Source organism: Xanthomonas sp. WHRI 10207 (assembly GCF_040202975.1).
In the GTDB taxonomy this organism is placed as follows: domain Bacteria; phylum Pseudomonadota; class Gammaproteobacteria; order Xanthomonadales; family Xanthomonadaceae; genus Xanthomonas.
In genome coordinates this window covers 144,074-167,651 of sequence record NZ_JBEGDX010000004.1, presented here as the reverse complement: position 1 = coordinate 167,651, position 23,578 = coordinate 144,074, and the positions used below count along the sequence as shown (strand labels likewise).

The 23,578-nt window shown below is 64.2% G+C and carries 22 protein-coding genes and 1 other RNA gene; 11 read left to right on the top strand and 12 right to left on the bottom strand.

The annotated features are described in order from the left end of the window. Window positions 1-330 precede the first annotated feature (330 nt). Window positions 331-582: a hypothetical protein gene (locus ABQU90_RS15010; RefSeq protein WP_407078631.1), complete on the bottom strand. Its 252-nt coding sequence runs from the start codon at window positions 580-582 to the stop codon at window positions 331-333. Beyond that, on the bottom strand, window positions 582-1,862 hold the full coding sequence (locus ABQU90_RS15005; protein WP_323522528.1) for a sigma-54-dependent transcriptional regulator: 1,281 nt from the start codon (window positions 1,860-1,862) through the stop codon (window positions 582-584). Before ABQU90_RS15005 ends, ABQU90_RS15010 begins: the two co-directional genes overlap by 1 nt. A gap of 538 nt (window positions 1,863-2,400) precedes the next feature. Between ABQU90_RS15005 and ABQU90_RS15000 the strand changes: the two genes are divergently transcribed. From ABQU90_RS15000 to cydB, 3 genes are all read left to right on the top strand, one after another. Beyond that, window positions 2,401-2,682 carry a hypothetical protein gene (locus ABQU90_RS15000; RefSeq protein WP_323522529.1) on the top strand — a complete coding sequence of 94 codons (282 nt, stop codon included), beginning with the start codon at window positions 2,401-2,403 and terminating at the stop codon, window positions 2,680-2,682. Between the two features lie 296 nt (window positions 2,683-2,978). Further along, on the top strand, window positions 2,979-4,388 hold the full coding sequence (locus ABQU90_RS14995) for a cytochrome ubiquinol oxidase subunit I (RefSeq protein WP_055847819.1): 1,410 nt from the start codon (window positions 2,979-2,981) through the stop codon (window positions 4,386-4,388). Next, the gene (gene cydB / locus ABQU90_RS14990) at window positions 4,379-5,395 is read left to right on the top strand and encodes a cytochrome d ubiquinol oxidase subunit II (RefSeq protein ID WP_323522530.1); all 1,017 of its coding nucleotides are present in this window, start codon (window positions 4,379-4,381) and stop codon (window positions 5,393-5,395) included. The genes ABQU90_RS14995 and cydB overlap by 10 nt, the downstream gene beginning before the upstream one ends. 107 nt (window positions 5,396-5,502) lie before the next feature. On the opposite strand, the gene ABQU90_RS14985 is transcribed toward cydB, so the two are convergent. Beyond that, window positions 5,503-5,688 (bottom strand): hypothetical protein, encoded by a 186-nt coding sequence (locus ABQU90_RS14985; RefSeq protein ID WP_161961694.1) that lies wholly within the window; start codon window positions 5,686-5,688, stop codon window positions 5,503-5,505. Between the two features lie 136 nt (window positions 5,689-5,824). Beyond that, on the bottom strand, window positions 5,825-6,466 hold the full coding sequence (locus tag ABQU90_RS14980) for a DUF6766 family protein (protein ID WP_323515026.1): 642 nt from the start codon (window positions 6,464-6,466) through the stop codon (window positions 5,825-5,827). Between the two features lie 249 nt (window positions 6,467-6,715). On the opposite strand from ABQU90_RS14980, the gene ABQU90_RS14975 reads away from it, so the two are divergent. Then, window positions 6,716-7,582 carry a glucose 1-dehydrogenase gene (locus ABQU90_RS14975; RefSeq protein WP_323522531.1) on the top strand — a complete coding sequence of 289 codons (867 nt, stop codon included), beginning with the start codon at window positions 6,716-6,718 and terminating at the stop codon, window positions 7,580-7,582. 515 nt (window positions 7,583-8,097) lie between these two features. Here ABQU90_RS14975 and ABQU90_RS14970 read toward each other — a convergent pair. Then, window positions 8,098-8,730 (bottom strand): DUF4142 domain-containing protein, encoded by a 633-nt coding sequence (locus ABQU90_RS14970; RefSeq protein ID WP_323522532.1) that lies wholly within the window; start codon window positions 8,728-8,730, stop codon window positions 8,098-8,100. A gap of 255 nt (window positions 8,731-8,985) precedes the next feature. On the opposite strand from ABQU90_RS14970, the gene ABQU90_RS14965 reads away from it, so the two are divergent. Further along, window positions 8,986-10,149 (top strand): zinc-dependent alcohol dehydrogenase, encoded by a 1,164-nt coding sequence (locus tag ABQU90_RS14965; protein WP_323522533.1) that lies wholly within the window; start codon window positions 8,986-8,988, stop codon window positions 10,147-10,149. 116 nt (window positions 10,150-10,265) lie between these two features. On the opposite strand, the gene ABQU90_RS14960 is transcribed toward ABQU90_RS14965, so the two are convergent. Next, window positions 10,266-10,433 carry a hypothetical protein gene (locus tag ABQU90_RS14960; protein ID WP_323522534.1) on the bottom strand — a complete coding sequence of 56 codons (168 nt, stop codon included), beginning with the start codon at window positions 10,431-10,433 and terminating at the stop codon, window positions 10,266-10,268. Window positions 10,434-10,906: 473 nt separating this feature from the next. On the opposite strand from ABQU90_RS14960, the gene ABQU90_RS14955 reads away from it, so the two are divergent. Both ABQU90_RS14955 and ABQU90_RS14950 read left to right on the top strand, forming a co-directional pair. Further along, entirely contained in the window at window positions 10,907-11,158 is a 252-nt protein-coding gene (locus tag ABQU90_RS14955) for a YkgJ family cysteine cluster protein (protein ID WP_055847802.1), read from the top strand. A 9-nt stretch (window positions 11,159-11,167) separates the two neighbouring features. After that, window positions 11,168-11,383 carry a hypothetical protein gene (locus ABQU90_RS14950; protein WP_055847800.1) on the top strand — a complete coding sequence of 72 codons (216 nt, stop codon included), beginning with the start codon at window positions 11,168-11,170 and terminating at the stop codon, window positions 11,381-11,383. Window positions 11,384-11,620: 237 nt separating this feature from the next. Here the strand turns inward: ABQU90_RS14950 and ABQU90_RS14945 are convergent, their stop codons facing one another. The 4 genes from ABQU90_RS14945 to paoC all read right to left on the bottom strand — a co-directional run bounded on the left by ABQU90_RS14945 (window position 11,621) and on the right by paoC (window position 15,308). Then, on the bottom strand, window positions 11,621-11,938 hold the full coding sequence (locus tag ABQU90_RS14945; protein WP_323522535.1) for a hypothetical protein: 318 nt from the start codon (window positions 11,936-11,938) through the stop codon (window positions 11,621-11,623). Between the two features lie 317 nt (window positions 11,939-12,255). Further along, window positions 12,256-12,468, bottom strand: a complete 213-nt coding sequence (locus ABQU90_RS14940) for a hypothetical protein (protein ID WP_055847794.1) — start codon at window positions 12,466-12,468, stop codon at window positions 12,256-12,258. Between the two features lie 322 nt (window positions 12,469-12,790). Then, window positions 12,791-12,866: non-coding RNA, sX9 sRNA (locus ABQU90_RS14935), on the bottom strand. Window positions 12,867-13,094: 228 nt separating this feature from the next. After that, entirely contained in the window at window positions 13,095-15,308 is a 2,214-nt protein-coding gene (paoC, locus tag ABQU90_RS14930; RefSeq protein ID WP_323522536.1) for an aldehyde oxidoreductase molybdenum-binding subunit PaoC, read from the bottom strand. A 463-nt stretch (window positions 15,309-15,771) separates the two neighbouring features. On the opposite strand from paoC, the gene ABQU90_RS14925 reads away from it, so the two are divergent. The 4 genes from ABQU90_RS14925 to ABQU90_RS14910 are packed head-to-tail and all read left to right on the top strand — an operon-like array spanning window position 15,772 to window position 20,492. Then, entirely contained in the window at window positions 15,772-16,509 is a 738-nt protein-coding gene (locus ABQU90_RS14925) for a DUF3348 domain-containing protein (RefSeq protein WP_323522537.1), read from the top strand. A 10-nt stretch (window positions 16,510-16,519) separates the two neighbouring features. After that, entirely contained in the window at window positions 16,520-19,177 is a 2,658-nt protein-coding gene (locus ABQU90_RS14920; RefSeq protein ID WP_323522538.1) for a DUF802 domain-containing protein, read from the top strand. After that, window positions 19,174-19,839: an OmpA family protein gene (locus ABQU90_RS14915; protein WP_115514018.1), complete on the top strand. Its 666-nt coding sequence runs from the start codon at window positions 19,174-19,176 to the stop codon at window positions 19,837-19,839. The genes ABQU90_RS14920 and ABQU90_RS14915 overlap by 4 nt, the downstream gene beginning before the upstream one ends. Then, window positions 19,836-20,492, top strand: coding sequence for a DUF2894 domain-containing protein (locus ABQU90_RS14910; RefSeq protein WP_323522539.1), 657 nt, complete (start codon window positions 19,836-19,838; stop codon window positions 20,490-20,492). The genes ABQU90_RS14915 and ABQU90_RS14910 overlap by 4 nt, the downstream gene beginning before the upstream one ends. Before the next feature lie 366 nt (window positions 20,493-20,858). On the opposite strand, the gene ABQU90_RS14905 is transcribed toward ABQU90_RS14910, so the two are convergent. Further along, entirely contained in the window at window positions 20,859-22,136 is a 1,278-nt protein-coding gene (locus ABQU90_RS14905) for a DUF3526 domain-containing protein (protein ID WP_323522540.1), read from the bottom strand. Beyond that, window positions 22,136-23,572: an ABC transporter permease gene (locus ABQU90_RS14900; RefSeq protein ID WP_323522541.1), complete on the bottom strand. Its 1,437-nt coding sequence runs from the start codon at window positions 23,570-23,572 to the stop codon at window positions 22,136-22,138. The genes ABQU90_RS14905 and ABQU90_RS14900 overlap by 1 nt, the downstream gene beginning before the upstream one ends. Between the last annotated feature and the right edge of the window lie 6 nt (window positions 23,573-23,578).

Sequence of the window (23,578 nt, the reverse complement as noted above, 5' to 3'; positions counted from 1 at the left end):
TCAGCTCTTTGAGATTGACTGCAAACGTCGGTGGGTCATACCCGGCTCGTTTCCAGTATCTGCACAAAGTCACTATCTACCAATGCACAGCGCGGACAGGCCAGCTTCCGCACGAAGGGTGCTTCCATACCCTGACACATCACCACCTCGCCACGCGAAACCTTCGACTCCGAAGGGCAGTTATACGAGTAGGGCCACCGCTGAAGCATCGATGGGCTTGTGCATCTGGATGCAATTGATCTGCACGCGCCGCGCTTCCGCATCGGCACGACTGCTCTAGCCATTACCAGATCCCAGACCCAGCACACCCAGTCAGAAGAGCACGACGGATCAGTGGTCGCCAGGCGGCAGTGCTGCCGGCGATGCCTCGGGGTGCGGGTCGTCGGCCAGTTGCTGGGCACGCTCTTGCTCGCCCAGCTGGTTGAGCAGTTCAGTGGCGGACTGATGTGCGTTACGCAGCGTCTCCATCGGCTTGGAGGTGTCGCTGCGCAAGGCGTACAACGCAAAGCCCATCACGTTGAGACGGTTACGCAACTGATGCAGCAGCTCGCGCTGCCGTCCCTGCAATGCAGCGTCCGTCACTACGCGTCCTTGTCGCTCAACCGGTTGTGCAGCGTCCGCACGCTGATCCCCAACTCGCGTGCCGCCGCCTTCTTGTTGAAGCGCGTACGCGCCAGGGCCGATTCGATCATGGCGTCCTCGGCCTGACGCATGGTCCAGCCGGCCGGAATCAACAACCCGTCTTCGTCGGCCTGCGGCACGGTCTGCTCCACATCCGGCGCAGTCAGCAGATCGCCGTCCGAGCGCAGATACAGATAGTGGATGAACGAGCGCAGCTCGCGCACGTTGCCCGGCCAGGTGTGATACGCCAGATAGCGCAGCAGCGACTTGGTCGGCAGCTTGCGCTTGCCGTATTTGACGTTGAGTTCGTTGATCACGCGCAGCCCTAGCACGCGCGCATCGCCGCGGCGTTCGCGCAGCGCCGGCACCTGGATCGGATACTCGTTGAGACGGTAGAACAAATCCTCGCGCAGCACCGCGTGCTCGCGCTGCACATGCTGATGCGTGGCCGCAACCACGCGGGCATCCAGCGCAATCTCTTCGTTGCCGCCAATACGCATGAAACTGCGCGACTCGATCGCCCGCAGCAGATAGACCTGCAACCGCTTGGGCATCTCGCCGATTTCATCCAGAAACAGCGTGCCATCGGCGGCCTGTTCCAGGAATCCGGCGTGACGACGGTCGGCGCCGGTGAAGCTGCCGCGCTCGTGACCGAACAGCTGGCTGGCCAGCAACTCTTCCGGAATCGCGCCGCAGTTGACCGGCACGAAGCGACCGCGACGGCCGGACACCCGGTGGATGGCACGGGCGACCAGATCCTTGCCGGTGCCGGTCTCGCCGGTCACCAGCACATTCAAATCGGTCGGCGCCACGCGCACGATGTCCTTGCGCAACAGCACGATGCTGTCGCTATTGCCAATGATGCCCAGATTGCCCTGCTGCGCCTCACGCAGGCCGCCCAGCACGCGCTCCAGGCGCTCCGGCGCGAACGGCTTGGTCAAGAACTCGCTGACGCCGAACTGCTGCGCGCGGCCCTGGGTTTCATAGGCGTAATCGCCCGACACCACCACGATCTTCGGTGTGTGGTCCGGGTCCAACCGTTCGATGAGATCGAAACCGCTGCCGTCGGGCAGGCCAACGTCCACGACCAGTAGATCGGGGAAATTGCTGTCCAACCAACGGCTGGCTTCGCCAAGAGTGTGAATGCCCTTGGCACGGAAGCCGCTATCGGTGGCTAACTCCACCACCTGATCGCAGAACTCCACGTCGTCGTCGATGATGGCGCAGGAAAGACTGTCCATGAGCGCTTCTGTCCGCAATGACTAGTACATGTTCAGTTGAGAATTGTGACGGCGGCGCGAAGAGTGCGCCTGCGTATCACCACGAGATTGCACGCTGCAGTCACGACCATCGTGATCGAACGGCGCCCTTCCCCCTAAGTCGAGCTCGCCGCTTCATACGCGAAGTACGCACGGCTGGGCCTGAATTTGCCAGTGCCAAGCGTCATGGTCGGGGTCGGTCGCCGCGCCGGGCATGCCGAAACGCCAAACAGTGCAAGGTTTGCCAGCACGGTTGCCGCGCATTCTTGGAGTGCGCAGCCGGGCTGAACTCAATAGATCAGTTCGCTTGTGCTGTTGCATCGCAACCGGTGGTTGGCCGGAAGTGACGTGAGCTGATGCCGAGCCCTTGTATTAGACCAGTCGGCCAGTGAACGTAGTGGCCTGAGACGTGATCCACTGCCGGCGCGTGTCGTGTGGAGACGGCATGCAGGCCATCCTCACAGCAACGTACTTTCAACGCGCAAACATTGCTCCCTGACCTAGCCGAGCGAGGTGTCTCATGCATGCAGTGTCGGTACATCGCCACGCCGATGTGCAAAACGAATTGACGTATTGGCGGGACCAGCATCGGCGTGGCCAGTTGGGCTATCACTCCTTCGATGGCATCCCCGAAAACACGGTGCGCGCCGTCTGCGATGCCTACAACGCGCAGCCGGATCTGACCGAACATCAGGCGATCAAGGCAGTGCGCGATGCATTGTGTCTGACCGCGGGTTCGACCAATGCGGCCCTTGCCGACTGGCTAGCACCACGCTGCCTGCGGCATTTACGCAGCGCGTAGTCGGCGCGCCGTTGCAGGCAAGCCTACGGCAGGCACGCGGATAACGGGCGCGGCAACGCGGCATTGCCACCTTGCAGTTGCGCTCGCTACGCCGGATCACCCTTAAGTGCCGCATGCGCACACGCCTGCGGTCCGCAGCATGACGAGGCGCAACGCGATAGCGCAGCGCTTTCCCGAGATGCTGACGTTGTACGTCAGCCCCGATCCCACGATCACGATCACCAATGACCATCATCTTTGCCACGCCAGTGTCGCCGTGAACGTACCCACGCTCGTCCGGCACTAGGGAGATCCCTGTGGAAGCGCTGTTGTTGTCCCGCATCCAGTTCGCCTTCGTCATTTCGTTCCATGTGTTGTTCCCCGCCTTCACCATTGGCCTTGCGAATCTGCTGGGCTTTCTGGAATGGCGTTGGCTACGCACGCACGACGAGGGGTGGAAGCGGCTGTACTTTTTCTGGTTGCGCATCTTCGCCGTTTCCTTCGGCATGGGCGTAGTCAGCGGCATCGTGATGGCGTTCCAGTTCGGCGCCAACTGGCCGGAGCTCAGCCGCATTGCCGGCAGCGTGATCGGGCCGCTGCTGAGCTATGAAGTGCTCACCGCGTTTTTTCTGGAAGCGAGCTTTCTTGGCGTGATGCTGTTCGGCTGGGGTCGCGTGTCGGAGAAGCTGCACTTCTTTGCGACCTGCATGGTGGCGATCGGTACGCTGGTGTCCACCTTCTGGATCCTGTCGTCCAACAGCTGGCTGCATACGCCGCAGGGCTACGCGATGGTCAACGGCATCGTGCATCCGGTGAGCTGGATGCAGATCATCTTCAATCCATCGTTTCCGTATCGGCTTGCGCATATGGCGCTTGGCTCGTTCATCACCACCTGCTTCGTGGTGGGCGGTGTGGCGGCATATTACTTGCGCAAGGGCGTGCATCTGACCGAGGCGGCGCGCATGTTGCGGCTGTCGGTGGCGTTTGCGGCCATCGTGCTGCCTATCCAGGTCATGGTCGGCGACCAGCACGGCCTCAACACGCTCGAACATCAGCCGCTCAAGGTGGCAGCGATGGAAGCGCACTGGCATAACGAAAAAGCCGGCGCCGGTGTGCCGCTGGTGGTGTTTGCGTTGCCTAATTCCGAGGCCGAGCGCAACGACTATGAAGTCGCTATTCCGCGTCTGGGCAGCCTGATCCTGACCCACAGCACCGATGGCGAGATCACCCCGCTGACCTCGGTGCCGCGCGATCAGCGGCCACCGGTGGCGCCGGTGTTCTTTGCGTTCCGCATCATGGTCGGCCTGGGCATGGCGATGCTGTTGCTGTCGTGGATTTCCGCCATTGCCTGGTGGCGCGGCCGGCTGCATGCAAAAGCGCTGATCCTGGCCTGGAACGTGATGCTGCCGGCCGGCTTTATCGCCCTGGTCGCCGGCTGGTTCGTTACCGAGATCGGGCGACAGCCGTGGGTGGTGTATGGACTGCTTCGCACCGCCGACGCGGTGGGCCCGCAATCGACAGCCACCGTGGCGGTGTCGCTGCTGGTGTATGTGCTGGGCTACGCGTTCGTGTTCGGTTTCGGCATCTTCTATCTGACCAAGCTGGTCCGCGCCGGCCCGCACCCCAGTCACGACGGCCCGGACGTGGCCGGCGGCGAACACACCCCAGCACGCCCGTTGTCGGCAGCAGACACCGCGTTGGAGCAGGAGAACGCACCGTGGAACTGAGTTACTGGTTGCCGGTGGCGTGGTTCGGCGTCATCGGCTTTGGCGTGCTGATGTACGTGGTGCTCGATGGCTTTGTGCTGGGGTTGGGCATGCTGGCGCCGTTCGCACGCGACGAGCAGGAAGTAGACCTGATGATGAACACTGCCGCGCCGATCTGGGACGGCAACGAGACCTGGCTGGTGCTCGGTGGCGCAGGCTTGTTCGCGGCATTTCCAGCGGCGTACGCGGTGATCCTGTCGGGGCTGTATCTGCCGGTGCTATTGATGGTGATGGCGCTGGTGTTCCGCGGCGTGGCCTTCGAGTTCCGCTTCAAGGCGCAGCGCTCGCGGCGGCTGTGGACGCTGTCGTTCATCGCGGGCTCGATCCTCACTGCATTCGCGCAAGGCATCATTCTGGGTGCGCTGGTGGAAGGCATGGCGTTGGAGAATGGGCGCTATATCGGCGGTGTCTTCGGATGGTTCAGCCCGTTCACCATGCTCACCGGTGCGGCCTTGGTGTTCGGCTATGCGCTGCTCGGCAGCACCTGGCTGATCCTCAAGACCGAGGGGCGCACGCACACCCTGGCGCGTCAGCTGACCAAGCCGTTGGTCGGTGTGGTGGTGACTTTTTTGGTGCTGGTCAGCGCGTGGCTGCCGTTCCTGAGCTCGCACGTGATGGCGCGCTGGTTTGCGCATGGCAACTTCTGGTGGTTGTCGCCCATTCCGGTGGTGACCGCGGCAGTAGCACTGGCGCTGTGGCGCAGCAGCGACAGCTCACGCAGCGATGCCTCGCCGTTCTTGCTGACGCTGGCGATCTTCGTGCTGGGCTTTATCGGGCTGGTGCTGGGCATGTGGCCGTATCTGGTACCGCCGAGCTACACCATCTGGCAGGCGGCCGCACCACCGTCGTCGCAAATCTTTCCGATGGTTGGCCTGATCGTGCTGTTGCCGCTGGTGTTGGGATATACGGTGTGGTCGTATCGAGTGTTCCGCGGCAAGATCGCGGCGGATGTGGGCTATCACCATTGAGCCTGCTCCAACGCTGCGCGGCGTGGAGTGCGGGCATGACATCACAACGCGGCAGATAGCACAACGTCAGCACTTGCGGGCGCTGTGCTATTCAATTGCGAGAGATCTCAGCGCTTTTCCGATCCGTCCGGCCGTTCGTAATCGTGCTCCGGGTCGGCCTTGTTCACGTCACGGTCCTCGTCGGGCATGTCGTGCACTTTCCAGTCCGCATCTTCGTTGCGCCTTTCCTGCGGCGTAAATGGCTTGCTCTGATCGGCGTCAGGGCCCCATGGTTTTTTCGGTTCGGTCCCCATCTGCATCTCCTGCGTCACGGTGTGATGTCACGCTAGGCAAAGGCACATTGCAGTGCGGTGAACGACGTTGTGTGATGGCGTGAAGTGCTCTTTAGCGGGTCCGAGTAGTGTCTGCGCAGCGGTCTTGCGACCACCATCATCCGCCGGTTTGCGAATGTGGCGCCTCGACCGGTTTGGATTGTGGCGAGTCCTTCTGGCGCAGCCAGATCGTCAAGACCACCAGTGAAAACACCGCCAGAAATTCGCTTTGCCAGTTTTGCATCGATTCGAACCAGAACCCGGCATCGGTGAAATGGTCGAGCATGCTGATCGGTGGCAAGCCCTTCTGTGCACGTTCCAGCAGCTCCAGCCGCCAGCTGCCGATCAGATGCAACACAAAACTCATCAGGAACAGGATGCCAAACGCGATCGCCAGCGAATGCTGGTATAGGCGCAGCCACAGCCCACCGGCACGTACCGGCCACGGCGCAGGGCCTGGCTTGATCGACGTGTGCTCTTGACCGGGGTCGAGCGGGCGCGATTCCGCAGATCCCACCTGACGCAACTTGACCGTCAGCAACACGTACATGCCCATCTGCAAAAATTCGCTTTCCCAATTCTCGAACAGCGCAGACATGAAGTGCGGGCTGTGCAAATAGGCAGCCAGCTGCAGCGTCGGCAATCCATGCTCGCGTAGCTCCGTGTTGTAGGCGTGGAGCCCGGCATAGATCTGGCAGCCGATGAAAAACAAGGTCAGCGCAAGCAGACACAACGACAGCCCGTTACGGCGCAAAAACATGGTGGATCTCCTGACAGTGCGCTCAGTATCGAATGCAGTGAGCAAGAACACATGAAGCTCGCAACGACGCGCACGCTAATCAATGCAACTCCGTAACCGAACAGACAGCTGCGCCACCCACGCGTGGGTCGCCAGCATACGCGCTGCCGACATCGCCTAGTCCTGATGTTTACGTTTGCATGCTCACACTGGCTTTCAGCGCAGCACTCGCGTGCTGCACGTCAGCGAACCCAATGTCAGGAGACGATCATGCCCGTACCCAATTATCCGCGCCCGCCATTCAAGCCCCAGCAGCAAGGCTTCCCGGGCCGTACCGAAAAGATGGACCCGCGCCCGGACCACGGCGAAGACAGTTACGTCGGCCATGGGCAATTGAAGGGCAAGCGTGCATTGATCACCGGTGGCGACAGCGGCATCGGTGCGGCCGTTGCGATCGCGTATGCTCGTGAAGGCGCCGATGTGGCCATCGCATTTCTGCCCGACGAGCAGGAAGATGCAGACAAGATCGGCGCACTGATCGAGAAAGCCGGCGTCAAGGCATTGTTGGTGGGGTGCGACATCAGCGACCCTAGCCAGGCAGCCGCATTGATCGACAAGGTCAACAGCACCTTCGGCGGCCTGGATATCCTGGTCAACAATGCCGGCTATCAGAAATATTTCCAAAACTTCGAAGACATTACGTTGGACGAGTGGCGCAAGACCTTCGACACCAACGTACACGCCGTCTTCAATCTGGTGCAGCTGTCTGTGCCCTTGATGAAAGATGGTGGTTCCATCATCAACACTGCATCGGTGCAATCGAAGAAGCCGACCCCCAACATCCTGCCTTACGCGGCCACCAAGGGTGCCTTGGCCAATCTCACCATCGGCCTAGCCGGCGTGCTTGCCGAAAAGAAGATCCGCGTCAACGCAGTGCTGCCCGGCCCGATCTGGACGCCATTCATTCCCTCCGGCATGGACGAAGAATCTGTGCAGAATTTCGGAGCGCAGACACCGATGGGACGTCCTGGGCAGCCGGTGGAATTAGCCTCGGCCTACGTCATGCTCGCAGCCGACACGGCCAGCTACACCTCGGGCACGCTCCTGACGATCTCCGGCGGCGCTGTCACGCTTTAACGCGCGCGTGATGTGATCGCGCCCGCGTCACCCTTAGGGGATGCGGGTTTGTTCGACCGAGATAGGGTTGCCGCTTGCTTGGAATTAAGCCGACACCTGCGCGACAGCATGAAAAACACATTGTTCGGCTTGCTGATTCAATCCAACGCAAGACTGCACTGCGTCAGTTGCGCCAGGTGACTACAGTGCGCAGTCACGCACCATACTTCAGTCAAAAAGACAGGCAGCTTTGGCTGCCTGTCTTATCTACGTTGCGCGATGATCAACTTGGAGTTCAATACTCGCGCCCGACGGTCACGTGACCCACAAACCACCCGCCTATGACCCTGGTCAAACATCACGATGTTGCTGGCTCTAGAGCGGCTAGCAGAGTGTTACTGACCTCTGCCAGATGGGCGTAGAAGATGCTTTCAGAATCGATATACGAGTGGCACATGCCTCATTGAGCGACCATCACGTCTGCCTAGCCACAACGCAGCCGTTTATTAGCTGCTCTGAAGTACTGCTAGCTGATCTCAATGCGGCTGGGTCTGCTTCGCGCTGAGTGCCTTCGCATGGTCTAAATGCTCGGCGATGGTTTCGCGCGTGCGGTGCAGCTCTTTGCCCAGATCGCTGGAGCCCGGCTCGCTGCTCAATTGTTTATCCAGCAGTTCCAGTGCCTGCGCGTGGCTGCGCACGGCAGTTTGCAGATACTGCGTTTCGAATGCCTGCCCGTGCAACGCTTGCAGTTGGTCGCGTGCGCTCTTGGAACGCGCAGATGCGGCCTGCCCCAGCGGACCGCTGCGGTCTGGTGCGAAACGGCTGAGGTCGGTCAGTGCAGCGCTATGCGCTTCATCCATCTTGCGTGCGAAATCCAGCAGCTCGCCTTCGACGCCCTTGACCACCGCCAGCTGCGCTAGCGTGCGCTCTTGCTCGTTGAAGATGGCCAGCGCGCCCAGCGCCTGCTGGCGGTCGCGTGCATCACCAACACTGGCGTGCAGCGGGTCGCCATGCGGCGGCGTGGTCCCGATGGCAGATTGCGCGGTTTGGCGATCCTCCCGTGCGCCCTGCTCGACTTGCGTGTCCGCTGCCAGACCCTGACTACGCTGCCAAGCCCTATATGCCACATAACCCACTGCGCCGGCCGTCACCATCTTGAAAAGTCCCATGCCTGTCTCCTGAGTGATCGCACGTGGCGATCATGAATTGTCGGGATTGCGTCACCGCATTTACGTTACAACGCAGTGCTGCGCGTAAAGTCAGACTGCGAGCGCGCGGGTTATCCAGACGTGACATGCGCATCAACGCGATGTCGTGGAGCAAGCACGTGCACACCGTGCGCACGCACCGTGCTGACTGGCTTAACGACCGGATGCAAACACTGCTCTGCGTTGCCGCGCCCCGTCGGCCTTCAGGAGATCCACATGCTTGCCCTCAACTACCACGGCTCACGCGATGTGCGGGTCGAAACCGTACCGGACCCGGTTCTGGTCGAACGCGATGATTTGATCTTGCGCGTCACCGCCACGGCGATTTGCGGCTCGGATCTGCATCTGTACCGCGGCAAGATTCCGGACCTGCGCCATGGCGATATTCTTGGCCACGAGTTCATGGGCATCGTTGAAGAGGTCGGCCCGGACGTTACCGCAGTCACGCCAGGCGACCGCGTAGTGATTCCGTTCGTGGTGGCGTGTGGGCGCTGCTTCCACTGCATGCTGCAAGAATTTTCTGCGTGCGAAACTACCAATACCGGCAAGGGCGCCGCGCTGAATCACAAAGACATGCGCCCGCCTGCGGCCTTGTTTGGTTTCAGCCACCTCTACGGCGGCTTGTCTGGCGGGCAGGCCGAATTTGTGCGTGTGCCCAAGGCCAACGTCGGGCCGCTGGTGGTGCCGGATGCGCTGCACGACGAACAAGTGTTGTTCCTGTCCGACATCTTGCCGACCGGGTATCAGGCTGTTGTCGATGCGGGCGTCAAGCAGGGCTCCACGGTGGCGATCTTCGGCGCCGGCCCGGTGGGCCTGATGGCTACGGCGTGCTGCCGCATGCTGGGCGCAGAACGCATCTTCATGGTCGACCGGCATGCGTACCGTCTGGACTTTGCATCCAAGGCCTACGGCGTGATCCCGATCAACTTCGACGAGATCGACGACCCGGCAGATGTGATCGTGTCGCAGACCGACGGCCGTGGCGTGGATGCCAGCATCGAGGCGGTGGGCTTTGAGGCGGAAGGCAGCGCAATCGAAACCGCGCTCACCAACCTCAAGCTGGAAGGCAGCAGCGGTGTGGCGATCCGCCAATGCATCGCGGCTACGCGGCGCTGCGGCGTGGTCAGCGTGCCCGGCGTGTATGCCGGATTTATTCACGCTTTTATGCTGGGCGATGCCTTTGACAAGGGGCTGAGCTTCAAGATGGGCCAGACGCACGTGCAAAAACACATGCCGTACCTGCTGGAGCGTATCGGCAACGGTGAGCTCAAGCCCAATGCCATCATTTCGCACCGCATGCCACTGGCTGATGCAGCGCGGGGTTACGCGTTGTTCGACAAGAAGCAGGACGACTGCCGCAAGGTGGTCCTGACGCCGTAAGCGTCGCGTCCAACTACATGAACCAGGAAGGCCCGATCACTGACCGGGCCTGCTTGGTTGTGATCGCCACCAGCGTTCATCACTTCTCGGCAGCCGAGATGTCGTAGTCGCCGCGCTCAGTCCAGCGGCTTGGCCGGCACGAACGGCGATACCGGGCCGCCGGCCCGGAAGGTTTCTTCCACCGCCTCGTCCTGCAGCGCGTCCTGCTTCTGCTTGGCGCTGTGGTCCTGATCGTGACCTGCGGGCTGGTCGTGCGCGGATGGAGGCTGCCTGGATGTGTTCATGGCGGTACTCCTGATGCGTGCTACGGACACCACCACGCTACGGCGCACCATCGATGGCAGGGGTGCAACCCGTCTTCGCACCGGCGTGACAAAGGCAACGCGGCGCGGGCCTGTTCTTCAGGCCAGTTGCTCAGCGACCGTGACGACCAAGGTCAGCACGACGAGTCATCTGCATCGATCAAGCGGCGCGTCCAGACGCCAATGCCGCACGTCATCTCGGTGCATCCGCGCTTTGCTGCGTCGCGGGCGTGCGTTGCTGCCGGTGGGCAACTCGCCGAGACGCGCCGCTCAGCCCGCACGTCCCTTGGTGCGCGGTCAGAGCGGGTCCTGCGGGCGCCGGTTCACATCCGGCCGCGTGCAGGGTGTATGGTGCACTTGCGGCCGGAGCCCGGTGTCGCCTTCACTTCAATCTGGCCTTTTCCATCAAGAATCTCTGCGAACGCTGCGATGCCGTCTGTTGCCGGCTCACCGTCATGGTCGATCCAACCGACCGTATCCCCGAGCATCTGACCAGCGTGACACCGCAAGGCTGGCACGTGATGGCGCGCGATGAGGAAGGTTGGTGCGTGGCGATCGATTCCGCGCGCATGTGCTGCTCGATCTATGAAACGCGCCCGGCGATTTGTCGGCGTTTTGTCATGTCCGGCCCGTACTGCCGCGACGTGCGTGCCACCTACGACGATCAGCGCCGGCGGGGCATCCCCTTGACGCTCTACAACGCATGAGGATTCGCGATGAATAACTCCCGCCGCCAGTCGATGACCGTGAGCAACCAACCGGGCAAGCCGCGTTTGTCCGAACAGCGTCTGGCTGCCGACCTGGAAGCGTTTCAGCAATCCGGTGGCGCAATTGAGCGCCTGGGCGACACGCCGCTGCGCCGTGAGAAGAAGCGCGGCGCGCCTGACAATGCCGTGGTCACACCGGCCAAGGCGCCCGCCGACGCGGAGTAAGCCTCACCTGCCAAGCGCGCGGTATTGCGTTTGCCTTTAACGCCGCGCATTCGCTGCGGATGTCGCACCACATGCACACCCGCGAATCCTTGAGTCAGTGAATCGACCGCGCCTTGTCTAGCGCCCGGCTGCCGTATGCACGCGACCGCACCATAGCGAACGCGCTGAGCGTTCTCCGCCTCGCCAACAATGTGTGTCCTACGCAGAAAGCGGCGCACTCGGCCGGCGCTAGCGTCATCACGCCAACGCCGTCTTCGCACACCCGTCGGGCAGGTCTACGTCCTTGCCTGCGGCGGCTTGCTGCCGCCGTGTCGCCAGATAACGACGCCATTGCGCACCCAGCGCTGCACACACTTCATCTGCCGCCAGCGCCCCATGCACGCAAGCCAGATTGAGCTCACGGTGCCAATGAATGCCGGATTGGCCGCCCGGCCAGGGCGTCATGCGATACCCCGCCGGCAGCATCACGCCCGGCAATGATGTGCCACATAGCATCTGCCCATCGTGCGGGCCACCGATCAGATGCACACGCACGCCTTCGACTGTTTCGCTCACACCTTGGCTCCTCAACAAGGTGCCGGATCACTGCATCCGGCACGGGGTTGGGGGCGCCGCTGCACTGGCGGGCAACGCAGGCGCGTCGCATCTCCACTGCCCAGCGCATTGCGATAGCGCCCCGACCGACACTGCGTGATCGGCGAAGATCACGAACGTGCCATCGATGCGTCAACCGTAAAAATGCGCACAGCAGGCGTGCGTGAAAACGACAGAAAGATGAGGTGAGCGCGCGGATCGTCACGCATGCGAAGGTGGCACAACGTGCACGGCGCCGTGGCGGCAGCCGCACGCCAGCACCAGACCGCGAGAGGAAGTTACAGCAGCTGCGCGCGATCGATGGCGCCGAGCCCTTGTGCCAGTGAGGCCATTTCGTTGGCCAGATTGATCATGTTGCCGCCGGCCTGCGCCGCCACGCCCATGATGCGTTGATAAGCGTCCCAGAAGTCCGGTCCACTGCCATAGGCGTCGTGGAACCCTTGCAGTTCCAAGACCAGCAGATCGGACACTTGCATGTCGGAGTGGTCCATTGCGTTCCTCGTTGGGGTGTTCCCCGGCCGGCAGCTTATACCCGTTCACCTTACAAAACAGAAGTAATTCGGCGACGGTGTGCGACAACCTGAATTGGTTAGAGAGACGGGTACAGAGGCAGCTGGAACGGTGTGTCCATCGCGCCCAGGCTCGCCCAACGACACGGTTTTTATGCTGCGTAGAGCAGTGCGCAGCTCAACTGCATGGTCGTGCTCGTTAGTGTGCGGTCACTGGCACGCGGTCGCCAGAGACGCACATGACAGGTGATCTGGCGCTGCCCGACTTGCATCGGTATCGATGCGGAAAACTTCCAATCAGAGCGACTACACCACGGCGCGAGCAGTCGTGAGGTGGGTGCGGCTGGCGTGCTCAGAACCGCAGTGTACGAAGGGCACATGCGCATCGAGCACCGGCCGCGCACACCTGGCGATGAGCACCTTAGTTTTGTTAGCAGCGCGCAGTGTCAGGTGCGCTCAATCGCACGCATAGCAGCTAGCACATGGATGCATCGTCCGCGGCTTGATGCATCGCCTCCATCGCCAACCCAACGCGCGATGGCTCGCTGACGGCACTGGCGCTGGTGCATACACCGGCCGGCGCCACACCGCTTTTTTTCCTTCTGCACTTACCCCGTTCTGCGCGGCAGCTGCGCCAGCAGCTTGTCCAGCGTGATCGGATAGTCGCGCACGCGGATACCGGTGGCGTTGTAGATCGCATTGGCCAGCGCCGGCGCCACGCCGGTCAAGCCCAACTCGCCCACACCCTTGGCCTTCAACGGCGACATGGTGGGGTCCACCTCGTCGATGAAATGCGCCTCCAGATGCGGAATATCCGCATGCACCGGCACTTCGTAGCCGGCCAGGTCGTGATTGACGAACAGGCCCAGCCGCGTATCCACCGCCATCTCTTCCATCAACGCCGCGCCCACGCCCATCACCATGCCGCCAATCACCTGGCTGCGCGCGGTCTTGGGATTGAGGATGCGTCCGGCGGCGCAGACCGCCAGCAGCCGGCGTACGCGGATTTCGCCGGTGTCGGCATCCACCGCCACCTGCGCAAAGTGCGCGCCGAAGGTCTGCTGCGCGTACTGCTGCTTGAGCGTGCCGTATTCCATGGCGTCCTCGGCGACCAGCTCGCCATGCTCGGCCGCCCGCGCCAGTGGGATGGCGCGGCCGCCCACATGCACCATGCCATCGGCAAACCGGGCCTGGTCTGCGGCAATGTCCAGGCGCTGCGCTACCGTCTCGCGTAGCTGCATGCAGGCGGCATAGACGCCAGCAGTGACCGAGGCAGCGCCCTGCTGCCCGCCCGAACCGGGCGTTTCCGGAAAGCTGGAATCGCCCAGCCGCACCACCACCTGCTGCAGCGGCACGCCGAGCAGTTCGGCCGCGATCTGCGCCACGATGGTGTAACTGCCGGTGCCGATATCGGTCATGTCGGTTTCGATGGTCAGCGTGCCACTGCGGTCCAGTCGCGCACGCGCGCCGGCCTTGGAGATCGGCGCGCCGCGAATGGCGCTGGCCATGCCCATGCCGATCAGCCACCGGCCATCGCGCACGCTGGCGGGGGTGGGATTGCGTTGCGACCAGCCGAAGCGCTGCGCGCCGCTGCGCAGGCAGGCCACGAACGGCCGCGTGGAGAACGGGCGCTGCGGCTGTTCCGGGTCCACCTGGGTGTCGTTGACGATGCGCAGCTGCACCGGGTCCATGCCCACGCGTTCGGCCAGTTCATCCATCGCCACTTCCAGCGCCATCATCCCCGGCGCCTCGCCGGGCGCGCGCATGGCGTTGCCTTCGGCCAGATCCAGCACCGCCAGCCGTACCGCAGTCATCCGGTTGGCGCCGGCATACAGCGCACGGGTGGACAAGGTGGCCGGCTCGCTGCGACCGCCGCGCAGATTGCCAGACCAACTCTCATGCCCGATCGCGGTCAGCCGCCCGTCGGCGGTGGCGCCCAGGCGCAGGCGTTGGATGGTGGCGGGCCGGTGGATGGTGCTGTTGAACATCAGTGGACGCTGCAGGGCCAGCTTGACCGGCCGTGCAGTGATACGCGCGGCCAGCGCGGCCAGCACCAGATCCGCCTGCGCGGTGCCCTTGCCGCCGAAGCCACCGCCAATGAACGGCGACAGCAGCCGGATGCGCTCCTTCGGCACGCCCAGTGCCTTGCCCAGATCGCGCGTGCCCCAGTTCATCTGCTGGATGGCGGTGTGGCAGATCAGCTGCTCGCCTTCCCAGCGCGCGATGGTGGCGTGCGGTTCCAGCATCGCGTGCGCCTGGTCGGGGGTGCGGTAGGTGGCATCCACGGTGAACGGCGCGGCGGCATAGGCCGCGGCGAAATCGCCTTGTGCGGTCTGTGGCGGCCCACCGAACGGAGCCTGCGGCGCCACCGGGGCGCTAGCCTGCTGGGCGGCCAGGTCGTACTGCCCGCGCTCGCGCGCGTAACGCACCCGCACCAGCGCCGCACCCGCACGGGCCTGCTCGAAGGTCTCGGCCACCACCACGGCCACCGCCTGGTGGTAGTGGTCCACCTGTGGCGCTGCCAGAAACCGCTGCACGTAGAACTCGCCGGTGCCCAACGTGGGCACGTTCTGGTAGGTGAGCACAGCGATCACCCCGGCCGCCGCCCGTGCGGTGGCGGTGTCCATCTCGGTGATACGGCCCTTGCCGATCGCCGCGCCGACGATGTAGCCGTAAGCCATCTGCCCGGGCTGGTCGTGCCATTCATAGGCGTAGCGGGCCTGCCCGGTCACCTTGAGCGGCCCGTCCACGCGGTCGACCGGCTGGCCCAGCACCTTGAGTTGGTCGCTGGGGTTGGGTCCTGCGGGAGTGTCGAACTTCATGCGGATGCTCCTGAGGGGTGCGGGCGGCCTGCGCGCGCAGCGGCAGGTCTGCGATGGCGCCAGATCCGGCGATGGCGAGTGCCTGGACGCGATGGCTAAGTGCCTGACGCGCGACGACAGCCCTGCATGGCGGGCGCCGGCTGCTCTGCTGTGGTTGTAGCAAACCCGCGCGCCGCGCGATGCCATGTAGGCGGCATGCGGTCATGAACATCGTTCATGAATCGGCGCAAGCGCAGGCGCCGCAACCGTCTCACCTGATGCTGCCGGCTCGACCGATTGCAGCGGGCATCTGCGCTGACGACGCTCCGGCCAGTCACCTGCCGCCACAGCCCGACTCCCGAATACCACCCTGACCGCAGTTCTGCCCAACCATGAACGTCACCAGCCACCGCAGCGCACGCCCGGTGTCGCCGGCCGACCCGCTGTCATTCCCGTGTAAAATGCGCGGTCTTTGACCGGAACAATGGCGAAAGCTGCTCCACGGGCGCCCCTCTCGGGCCCGGCGTTCATTCGCCTGCTCGCACGCCTCAGCGATGTCCGCGTCGCCCAGTCCAACCATGCGCTGGCCGACCGGCTGAGCCAGTGGATCGACTGGACACGCGCAGTGGCCGTGTCCAAGGCGCTGGATGGCAAGCTGCCCGAGACCGACGACCTGCCAGAACCGCGTCCGCTCGATGCCGACGCCTGCGCCCGCGTGCGCGCCGGCCTTGCGACCAGCAGCGTGGCCGATCTGGATGCGCTGGTCGCGCGGTTGCGCAACGAGGCGCGCGCTGCGACGGACACGGAAGCAGCGCCGCCCGTGCCCGACTACGCGCCGTTCCGGCAGCACTACCTGGCGATGCAACGTGCCATGCGCACCGCCACCGGCGATCTGCGCGGGCGGCTGCGCGACCTGCTGGCGCTGGTGTCCAGCGACATGGCACGGCTGGCCGAAGTGGATGCGGTGATGGAGCTGACCTTGAGCCCGCGCGAGCAGACCTTGTTGAACACCGTGCCGGGCCTGCTGGGCACGCATTTCGACCGCCTGCGCGAGGCCGCGTACGCGCACAGCGCGCCACCCGATCAGGAGATCGCGCCGCGCGCGGTGTCCGATGGCTGGCTGGATGTATTTCGCAAAGACATGCAGAGCGTGTTGCTCGCCGAACTGGATGTTCGTTTTCACCCGATCGAAGGCCTGCTTGCAGCGCTTCGTACCCGCTAACTGGGACGTCATGTTCAAAACTCTTGTACACGTGTGTGTGTTTCTTGTCGGCCTGTTGGCGGTTTGTTGGGTCGGGTTCGGCTATCTGGGTAACAACCCGTTGGGCGCCTGCGTCGCGGCGCTGATCGGCGCGTGTTATCTCGCCGGTGCGCTGGAGCTGTATCGCTATCGTCAGGCCAGCGCCACGCTGGATACCGCAGTGACCGGGCTCACCGCCGCGCCGTCGGCGCTGGACACGTGGCTGGAGCAGCTGCACCCGAGCCTGCGCAATGCGGTGCGTCTGCGCATCCAGGGTGCGCGTGTGGCGTTGCCGGCGCCCGTGCTGACGTCGTACCTGGTCGGCCTGCTGGTATTGCTGGGCATGCTCGGCACCCTGCTCGGCATGATGGCCACGCTCAAGGGCACCGGGTTTGCGCTGCAAAGCGCCACCGACCTGCAGGCCATTCGCGGGTCGCTGGCGGCACCGGTGGAAGGCCTGGCATTCGCCTTCGGCACCTCCATCGCCGGTGTTGCCACCTCGGCTATGCTGGGTCTGTTGTCGGCGCTGTGCCGCCGCGAGCGGCTGCAGGCCGTGCAGCGGCTGGATCTGAAGATCGCGTCCGAATTGCATCCGCATTCGGACGCGCACCAGCGCGGTGAAGTGTTCAAGCTGCAGCAGCAACAAAGCGCGTTGATGCCGGCATTGATCGATCGCCTGCATGCATTGATGGGCAGCATCGAGCAGCAGAGCATTGCCGCCGACGAACGTCTGGCCGCACAGCAGGCCGAGTTCCATGCCAGAACCGAAGCCGCCTACACACGGCTGGCCACCTCGATGGAGCAATCGCTGCAGGCCGGCGTTGCAGACAGCGCGCGCGCGGTTGGCGCGGCATTGCAGCCGGCGATGGAGACCACCATGGCCAGCATTGCGCGCGACACCGCCGCGCTGCACGCGCAGCTTACCCAGGCTGTGCAACAGCAGCTGGACGGCATCAGCAGCGGATTCGATCGCAGTGCCAGCAGCGCCGCGCAACAGTGGACCACCGCGCTTGCCGCGCAGGAACACGCACAGCTGGCGCTCGACACGCAGCTGCAGACCACGCTTACGCAGATCGCCCAGCACACCACAGCGTTGCAGGAAGGCGTGAGCACAGCGGTACAGCAGCAACTGCATGGCCTCGACGCCGGCTTCAAGGACAGCGCACGCACTGCGGCCGAGCACTGGCAGGCCGCACTGGCCGCGCAGGAGCGTACGCAGCAGGCGCTCATCGAGCAGATGCAAGCCATGCTGGCGCAGGTCGAGCAGCGCAACAGCGCTCTGCAGGACAGCGTCGGCTCCGCCGTGCAGCAACAGTTGCGCGCACTCGATGACGGCTTTGCGCGCAGCACCGCCGCCAACGCCGACACCTGGGCGTCGGTGCTTGCCGAACAACAACGCACCACCCAGTCGCTCGGTACGCAGTTGCAGGCCACGCTGGAACAGCTTGCCGAGCAGACCACCACCTTGCAGCACGGCGTGCAGCAGGCGGTGCAGCAGCAGCTGGACGGGTTGACCAGCGGCTTTGAGACCAGCACCGCCTCCACGGCAGCCACCTGGACCGCTGCGGTGGCCGAACAGCAGCGCGCCAATCACACGCTCACGCACGACTTGCAGAACGCACTGACGCAGTTCGCCAGCACCTTCGATGCGCGTTCGAACGCGCTGGTGGATGCGGTGTCCAAGCGCATGGAGCAGTCCAGCAGCGAGACCGCCACTGCCTGGAGCGACGCGCTGGCACAACAGCAAAACGCCAGCGCCGCGTTGGCCACCCAGCACCAGAACGCGCTGACCGCCGCAACCGCCAGCTTCGATACGCATGCCGCAGACCTGGTCGGCACCTTGCAGCACTCGCACACCGAGTTGCAGGCCGCGCTGGAAGCGCGCGATGCGCAGCGTCTTGCAGTGTGGAGCGAGCGCTTCACCGCGATGAGCGCCACCTTGGCCACGCAGTGGGAACAGACCGGCGAGCGCGTCACCCAGCAACAGCAGGCCATCTGCGACACCCTGGCCAACACTGCCAGCGAACTGTCCACACAGGCGCAGGCGCAAACCAGCGCCACGATTGCCGAGGTCTCGCGCCTGATGCAGATCGCCTCCGAAGCGCCCAAGGCCGCGGCCGATGTGGTGGCCGAGCTGCGCCAGAACCTGTCGGAAAGCATGGTGCGCGACACCGCCATGCTGGAAGAACGCAGCCGCCTGTTGGCCACGCTGGACACCTTGCTCAACGCGGTCAATCACGCCTCCACCGAGCAACGCGAAGCCGTCGATGCGCTGGTCACCACTTCGGCAGATCTGCTGCAGCGCGTGGGCAGCCAACTCACCGAACAGATCGGCAGCGAAACCGGCAAGCTCGGTGCGGTGGCCGCGCACGTCAGTGGCAGCGCGGTGGAAGTGGCCAGCCTCGGCGAAGCCTTCGGCATGGCGGTGCAGTTGTTCAGCAGCTCCACCGGCGAGCTCAACGAACGCCTGCAACACGTTGCCACCGCGCTGGATGCTTCGCTCGCGCGCAGCGACGACCAGCTGGCGTATTACGTGGCGCAGGCGCGTGAGGTGGTCGACCTCAGCATGCTGTCGCAGAAGCAGATCATCGAAGAACTGCGTCAGCTTGAAGGCCGCCGTAGCGACGCCGGCGCAGCGGAGCCGGCATGAGCGACGAGATCGAAAGCGATGGCGAATCGGGCACCCCGATCTGGGCCGCATTCGGCGACCTGATGTCGGTGCTGCTGGGCGCCTTCGTGCTGATCCTGGTCGGGGTGATCGGCGTGCAGCTACAGCTGTCCAGCCGTCTCGATCAGGAAGTCAAACAGCGCCAGGCCGAAGCGCAGCGCCGCAAGACCCTGGAACAGGCGCTGGCCGCGCCGCTGGCTGCCGGCCGCGTCACGCTGGTCGATGGTCGCATCGGCATTCGCGGCAACGTGCTGTTTGCGTTCAACTCCGATCAACTGCAGCCGGAAGGACGCGAAGTGTTGAAGTCGCTTGCGGCGCCATTGGCGCAGTACCTGAGCGCGCGCGAGGAACTGCTGATGGTCAGCGGCTTTACCGACGACCGCCCGGTGCTGGGCGGCAACCGCCGCTATGCCGACAACTGGGAATTGTCCGCGCAACGCGCGCTCACCGTGACCCGCGCACTGATCGCCGAAGGCGTGCCGGCCGCATCGGTGTTCGCTGCGGCGTTCGGCGCGCAGCAACCGGTGGACTCCAACGCCGACGAGGCGCGCCGCGCCAAGAATCGCCGCGTGGAGATCGCCCCGATCGCGCGCCCATCCGGTGCGCAGCGAGCCGCGCCCACGCAGGCCGCCGCTACACGATGAGCACACCGGCATCCGCACGCGCGCGCCTGGAGCGTTGGCGCAGCCAGGGCGCCGATCGGCTGGACCCGGTGCGCTTCCATCTGATGCAGACCCTGGCCACGCGTGCCGAAACGCAGGCCGATGCAGTGCGTGCGGTGCTGGAACAAACGCTTGCCGGTCTGGTCGATGCGTATGGAGCCACCATCAAAAAAACTGCGCGTGGCACGAAGGCCGGCGTTGCGTCGCAACCAACGCAGCGTAGCCCGCTCGGCGCCCTGACCGACCAGCTGGCAGGCCACGCCGCGTTGATGGAAGTGGACAGCAGAAAGACCGCGGCCGCCGATGCGCAGCTGTTTCCGGAGCTGCCGGCGCTGGACGATTTCCGCCGCACCTGGACCACGGTGCGTACTGCCAGCCAGGTGCGTCAATCGCTGCAGGACGCCCCCAAGGATGCCGGCCCGCTCAATTCCAGCGTACTGGTGCATCGCTGCATCACCCTGATGCGCGAACGCTCGCCCGGCTATCTGCAGCACTTCCTCGGCTATGTCGATGCGTTGTCGTGGCTGGAGCAGATGCAACACGGCGGCGTGCTGGCCGACGAAACGGCCGCACCGCTGGCCGCCGGCAAGAAGCGCAGCCGTAGTGGCACGTCGAAGCGGCGCAGCGCTGGGTGATTGCGGTGCTTGTGTCATTCACCGTGCAAGGTGTTTACTCACCACCACATGTCACGCGGCACTGCTGCGCTAGCGTCAAAGCATCTTGATCGACCCGCCGACGCTGCATCGTCTACGTGGCTGATAGAGACGCCGACCGATCAAGAGACCGCATCTAGCTGCATCGTTAGGCCCCCCGCATACCTTCCACGACGCGCAACGCAGGCGCACGTCCTGGCGACTACTGGGAGCGGGTAAAAAACTGACCGAGCCATCGTCCGGTGAGTGTGGACGGCGCGTGGAACCGGAGCCTGCGAGTTGCGCAAGCCATACCGGGCATCGACCGCGCACGCCTGGCGCGGAGCGCAATTATTTCGTTGGCCGCGCCTAGCTGCCCTGCAGCGCCGGCTTGGCGGCAGCGTCGAAACGCGGCGCACGCGGGAAGTCGTCGCGTGTAAACGGACGGTCGCGGAACAGGTACCCGTAATAGAACGTACGCAATGCCTGGTGATAGGCGCGAATGCGATCCTGATAGGCCAGCTGCGCCTGCAGATCGGTGTGCGCCAAGCGCGTGAGCGCGGCCTGCACTGCCACCGGCGGCAACACACTGGCCACGCGCCGCGCGAGTGCTTCGCGGCGCAGCAAGCCCTGCCGATAGGCGGCGACCTGCGGGGCGACCTGCTGATCGCCGTTTTCGTGGAAGGCGAAATACCACTTGTAGTGAAACGCATCGGTCAACGGCGGCGAATCCGCCCACTGCGGATTGCCTGCGTAGAACCGCTGCAACGTGGCCTGGCGAGGAATATCCCAGGCATGGTTCACCGCCTCGCGTTGCAGCCGCGCAATTTCGGTGCCCTGATTGACCGGTACTGCCTGATTGATCGCCACATGCGCCAAGGCCGGCGCCACCAGCGCCAGCACCACCCAACAGGTGGCCAGCGCTGTCGCATGCGCGGCCGGCCGCCAACGGATGCGACCCACCACCACCGCCAGCAGCACCCAGAACAGCAGATAGGCGCAGGTCAGCGCCAGTATTGCCAGTTGCTGCAGCAGCGGCACCGCATTGAGACTTGCAGCGATTGCGAACGGCACGCACAAACAGGCCAGCACCGCCACCGCACGCACCACCACGCGGCGCACCAGCAAGGCGGTGCCCGCGCCTGCCAATGCCGCCAACATGCGCGCACGCCCGGCCTCGCGCTCGCCGGAGCGCAGATCGAACAGCAACGCGATCACGAACAGCGGCAATAGAAACACCAGCACAAAGGCGTAATCGAAACGCCCGGCCAGCGCCAGCTCGGGGTTATAGCTGTCGCCATCGTAGATCTGCGCCTCCAGACCCAGCGCGCGTATCCGCAAGATGTACGGCGACACATCGCGCATGCCCACTGCGGCGAAGGCCAATGGCGATGGCGTGTCCCAGGTCGGGTGGAAACTGTAGTACGCCGCGCTGCCGGCATCGTTGGAGCGCGCGACATACGCTTCCACTGCCGCGCTGTCTTCCTGTTGCAGCGGTGCGATGCGTGCGATGTTGGTGCGCTGTGCGTCGATGACGTGCTGCCCGGAGAGCAGGCTGCACACCGTCAGCAGGGTGAGCAGCAGCAATCCGGCCACGGCCGCGCGTGCGCGTAGCAACAACAGCGCTTCGTATTTCCACAGCACCATCAGCGTGCCACTCCCACGCGCCGTCCGGCGGCCAGCAATATGCACAAGGCAGCCAGCATCCACGCTGCAATCAGACCCAGCGGCGCAGCTGCCACGCCTACGACGTCGGCATTGGACGCCGGGGTAAAGGTAAAGACCGGAATGCGCTGCCAATGCGCCGACGCAATGCGCTTGCGTTGATCGGCACCGGCATCCTGCGCGGTGTCGTCGGCCATGCTCACCGCATCGGCCTGCAGCTGATTGAGCTGTTGCACCAGCGTGTAACGGTAACGCTCGGCCTGTGCGAGGAAGCGTTCGTGCGCAAGAAGATCGGTTTCCGCCAGGGTCATCGAGACCTCGCGCAACGCTACCGTCGGGCTCAGCAAGGCAAACGTGCGCACCAGCAAATTCTGCTGTTGCTGGATGCGTGCATCGCGCGCCGCATAGCGCTCGAACAGGCTGGCGGTGAGCCGCTCGCCTTCCAGTGCCAGCAACCCTTTGTAATTGACCGGCAGGTCTTCCACCCGTTGCACGCCGTAACGCGCCAGCACCTGTTGTTTGAACTGCGCAAAGTGCGGGTCGTCCGGGTTGTGGCTGTCGCCGAGCGTGCGCAAGTCGCGCTGGATCGCCACATCGGTTTCCAACCGCGTGGGCAGCCGGTACGCCGCACTGGCCACATCCGGCGCCACGCGTGGCACCAGCAGGGCCAGCCACACCCACAGCGCCAGCGACACCAGCAGCGCATCGCGGCCGCGCCGGCACAGCATCGACACCGCCAACACCAAGCCACACCACACCAGCAGATACATGCCATAAGCCAGCACCAGCAGCGCGACCAGCACCGCTTGGCCCGGCAGCAACGCGATCGGTATCAGGCCGACCAAGGCCGGCAACAGACAGACGCCGGCCACGGCGGCCAGCGCGAGATATTTGCCACCGAGCAGTTGCCGGCGCGTGGCGCCTTGCAGCAGCAACACGCGCAGCGTGCCGGTCTCCTGTTCGCGAGCCACGGCGCCATACCCCAGAAACACCAGCATCAACGGTGCCAGCACCTGCAGCACGAAGGCCGGTGTCAGTTGACCGAAGCGCACCAGCAGCGAGCTCTGACGCACATCGCCAAAGTTGGCGGTGTTCTGACGATGGCCTTCCAGAAACATGCTGTTGCCGGTGAAGGCATCCACGCCCGAATCGAACGCGGCCAGGGCCGGCAACGGGCGATAGATGAAATGACCGTAATGCACCACCCGATGTGGGTGACGGTCCGGCTGCGCGTCGAAGGCCTGCTGCGCGGCCTGTTGCTGACGCGCACGGAATTCGGTGACCTCACGCTGGTGATGCGCGGCGGTCAAAGCCGCCACCAAGGTCAGCAGCATCAGCAACACTACGCCGATGGCGGCGGAGCGATTGCGGGCCATGAAACGCAGCTCTTCGCGCGCGACCAACCACACAGGGCTCATGCACGC

Coding starts and splice junctions, on each gene's coding strand:
- ABQU90_RS14970 (WP_323522532.1), bottom strand. CDS start 8,730: ATGGGACTTTTCAAGATGGTGACGGCCGGCGCAGTGGGTTATGTGGCA.
- ABQU90_RS14925 (WP_323522537.1), top strand. CDS start 15,772: ATGGCGAAAGCTGCTCCACGGGCGCCCCTCTCGGGCCCGGCGTTCATT.
- ABQU90_RS14950 (WP_055847800.1), top strand. CDS start 11,168: ATGAATAACTCCCGCCGCCAGTCGATGACCGTGAGCAACCAACCGGGC.
- ABQU90_RS15000 (WP_323522529.1), top strand. CDS start 2,401: ATGCATGCAGTGTCGGTACATCGCCACGCCGATGTGCAAAACGAATTG.
- ABQU90_RS14985 (WP_161961694.1), bottom strand. CDS start 5,688: ATGGGGACCGAACCGAAAAAACCATGGGGCCCTGACGCCGATCAGAGC.
- ABQU90_RS14900 (WP_323522541.1), bottom strand. CDS start 23,572: ATGAGCCCTGTGTGGTTGGTCGCGCGCGAAGAGCTGCGTTTCATGGCC.
- ABQU90_RS15005 (WP_323522528.1), bottom strand. CDS start 1,862: ATGGACAGTCTTTCCTGCGCCATCATCGACGACGACGTGGAGTTCTGC.
- ABQU90_RS14915 (WP_115514018.1), top strand. CDS start 19,174: ATGAGCGACGAGATCGAAAGCGATGGCGAATCGGGCACCCCGATCTGG.
- ABQU90_RS14955 (WP_055847802.1), top strand. CDS start 10,907: ATGGTCGATCCAACCGACCGTATCCCCGAGCATCTGACCAGCGTGACA.
- ABQU90_RS14960 (WP_323522534.1), bottom strand. CDS start 10,433: ATGAACACATCCAGGCAGCCTCCATCCGCGCACGACCAGCCCGCAGGT.
- ABQU90_RS14940 (WP_055847794.1), bottom strand. CDS start 12,468: ATGGACCACTCCGACATGCAAGTGTCCGATCTGCTGGTCTTGGAACTG.
- ABQU90_RS14975 (WP_323522531.1), top strand. CDS start 6,716: ATGCCCGTACCCAATTATCCGCGCCCGCCATTCAAGCCCCAGCAGCAA.
- ABQU90_RS14905 (WP_323522540.1), bottom strand. CDS start 22,136: ATGGTGCTGTGGAAATACGAAGCGCTGTTGTTGCTACGCGCACGCGCG.
- ABQU90_RS14965 (WP_323522533.1), top strand. CDS start 8,986: ATGCTTGCCCTCAACTACCACGGCTCACGCGATGTGCGGGTCGAAACC.
- paoC (WP_323522536.1), bottom strand. CDS start 15,308: ATGAAGTTCGACACTCCCGCAGGACCCAACCCCAGCGACCAACTCAAG.
- ABQU90_RS14920 (WP_323522538.1), top strand. CDS start 16,520: ATGTTCAAAACTCTTGTACACGTGTGTGTGTTTCTTGTCGGCCTGTTG.
- ABQU90_RS14910 (WP_323522539.1), top strand. CDS start 19,836: ATGAGCACACCGGCATCCGCACGCGCGCGCCTGGAGCGTTGGCGCAGC.
- ABQU90_RS14980 (WP_323515026.1), bottom strand. CDS start 6,466: ATGTTTTTGCGCCGTAACGGGCTGTCGTTGTGTCTGCTTGCGCTGACC.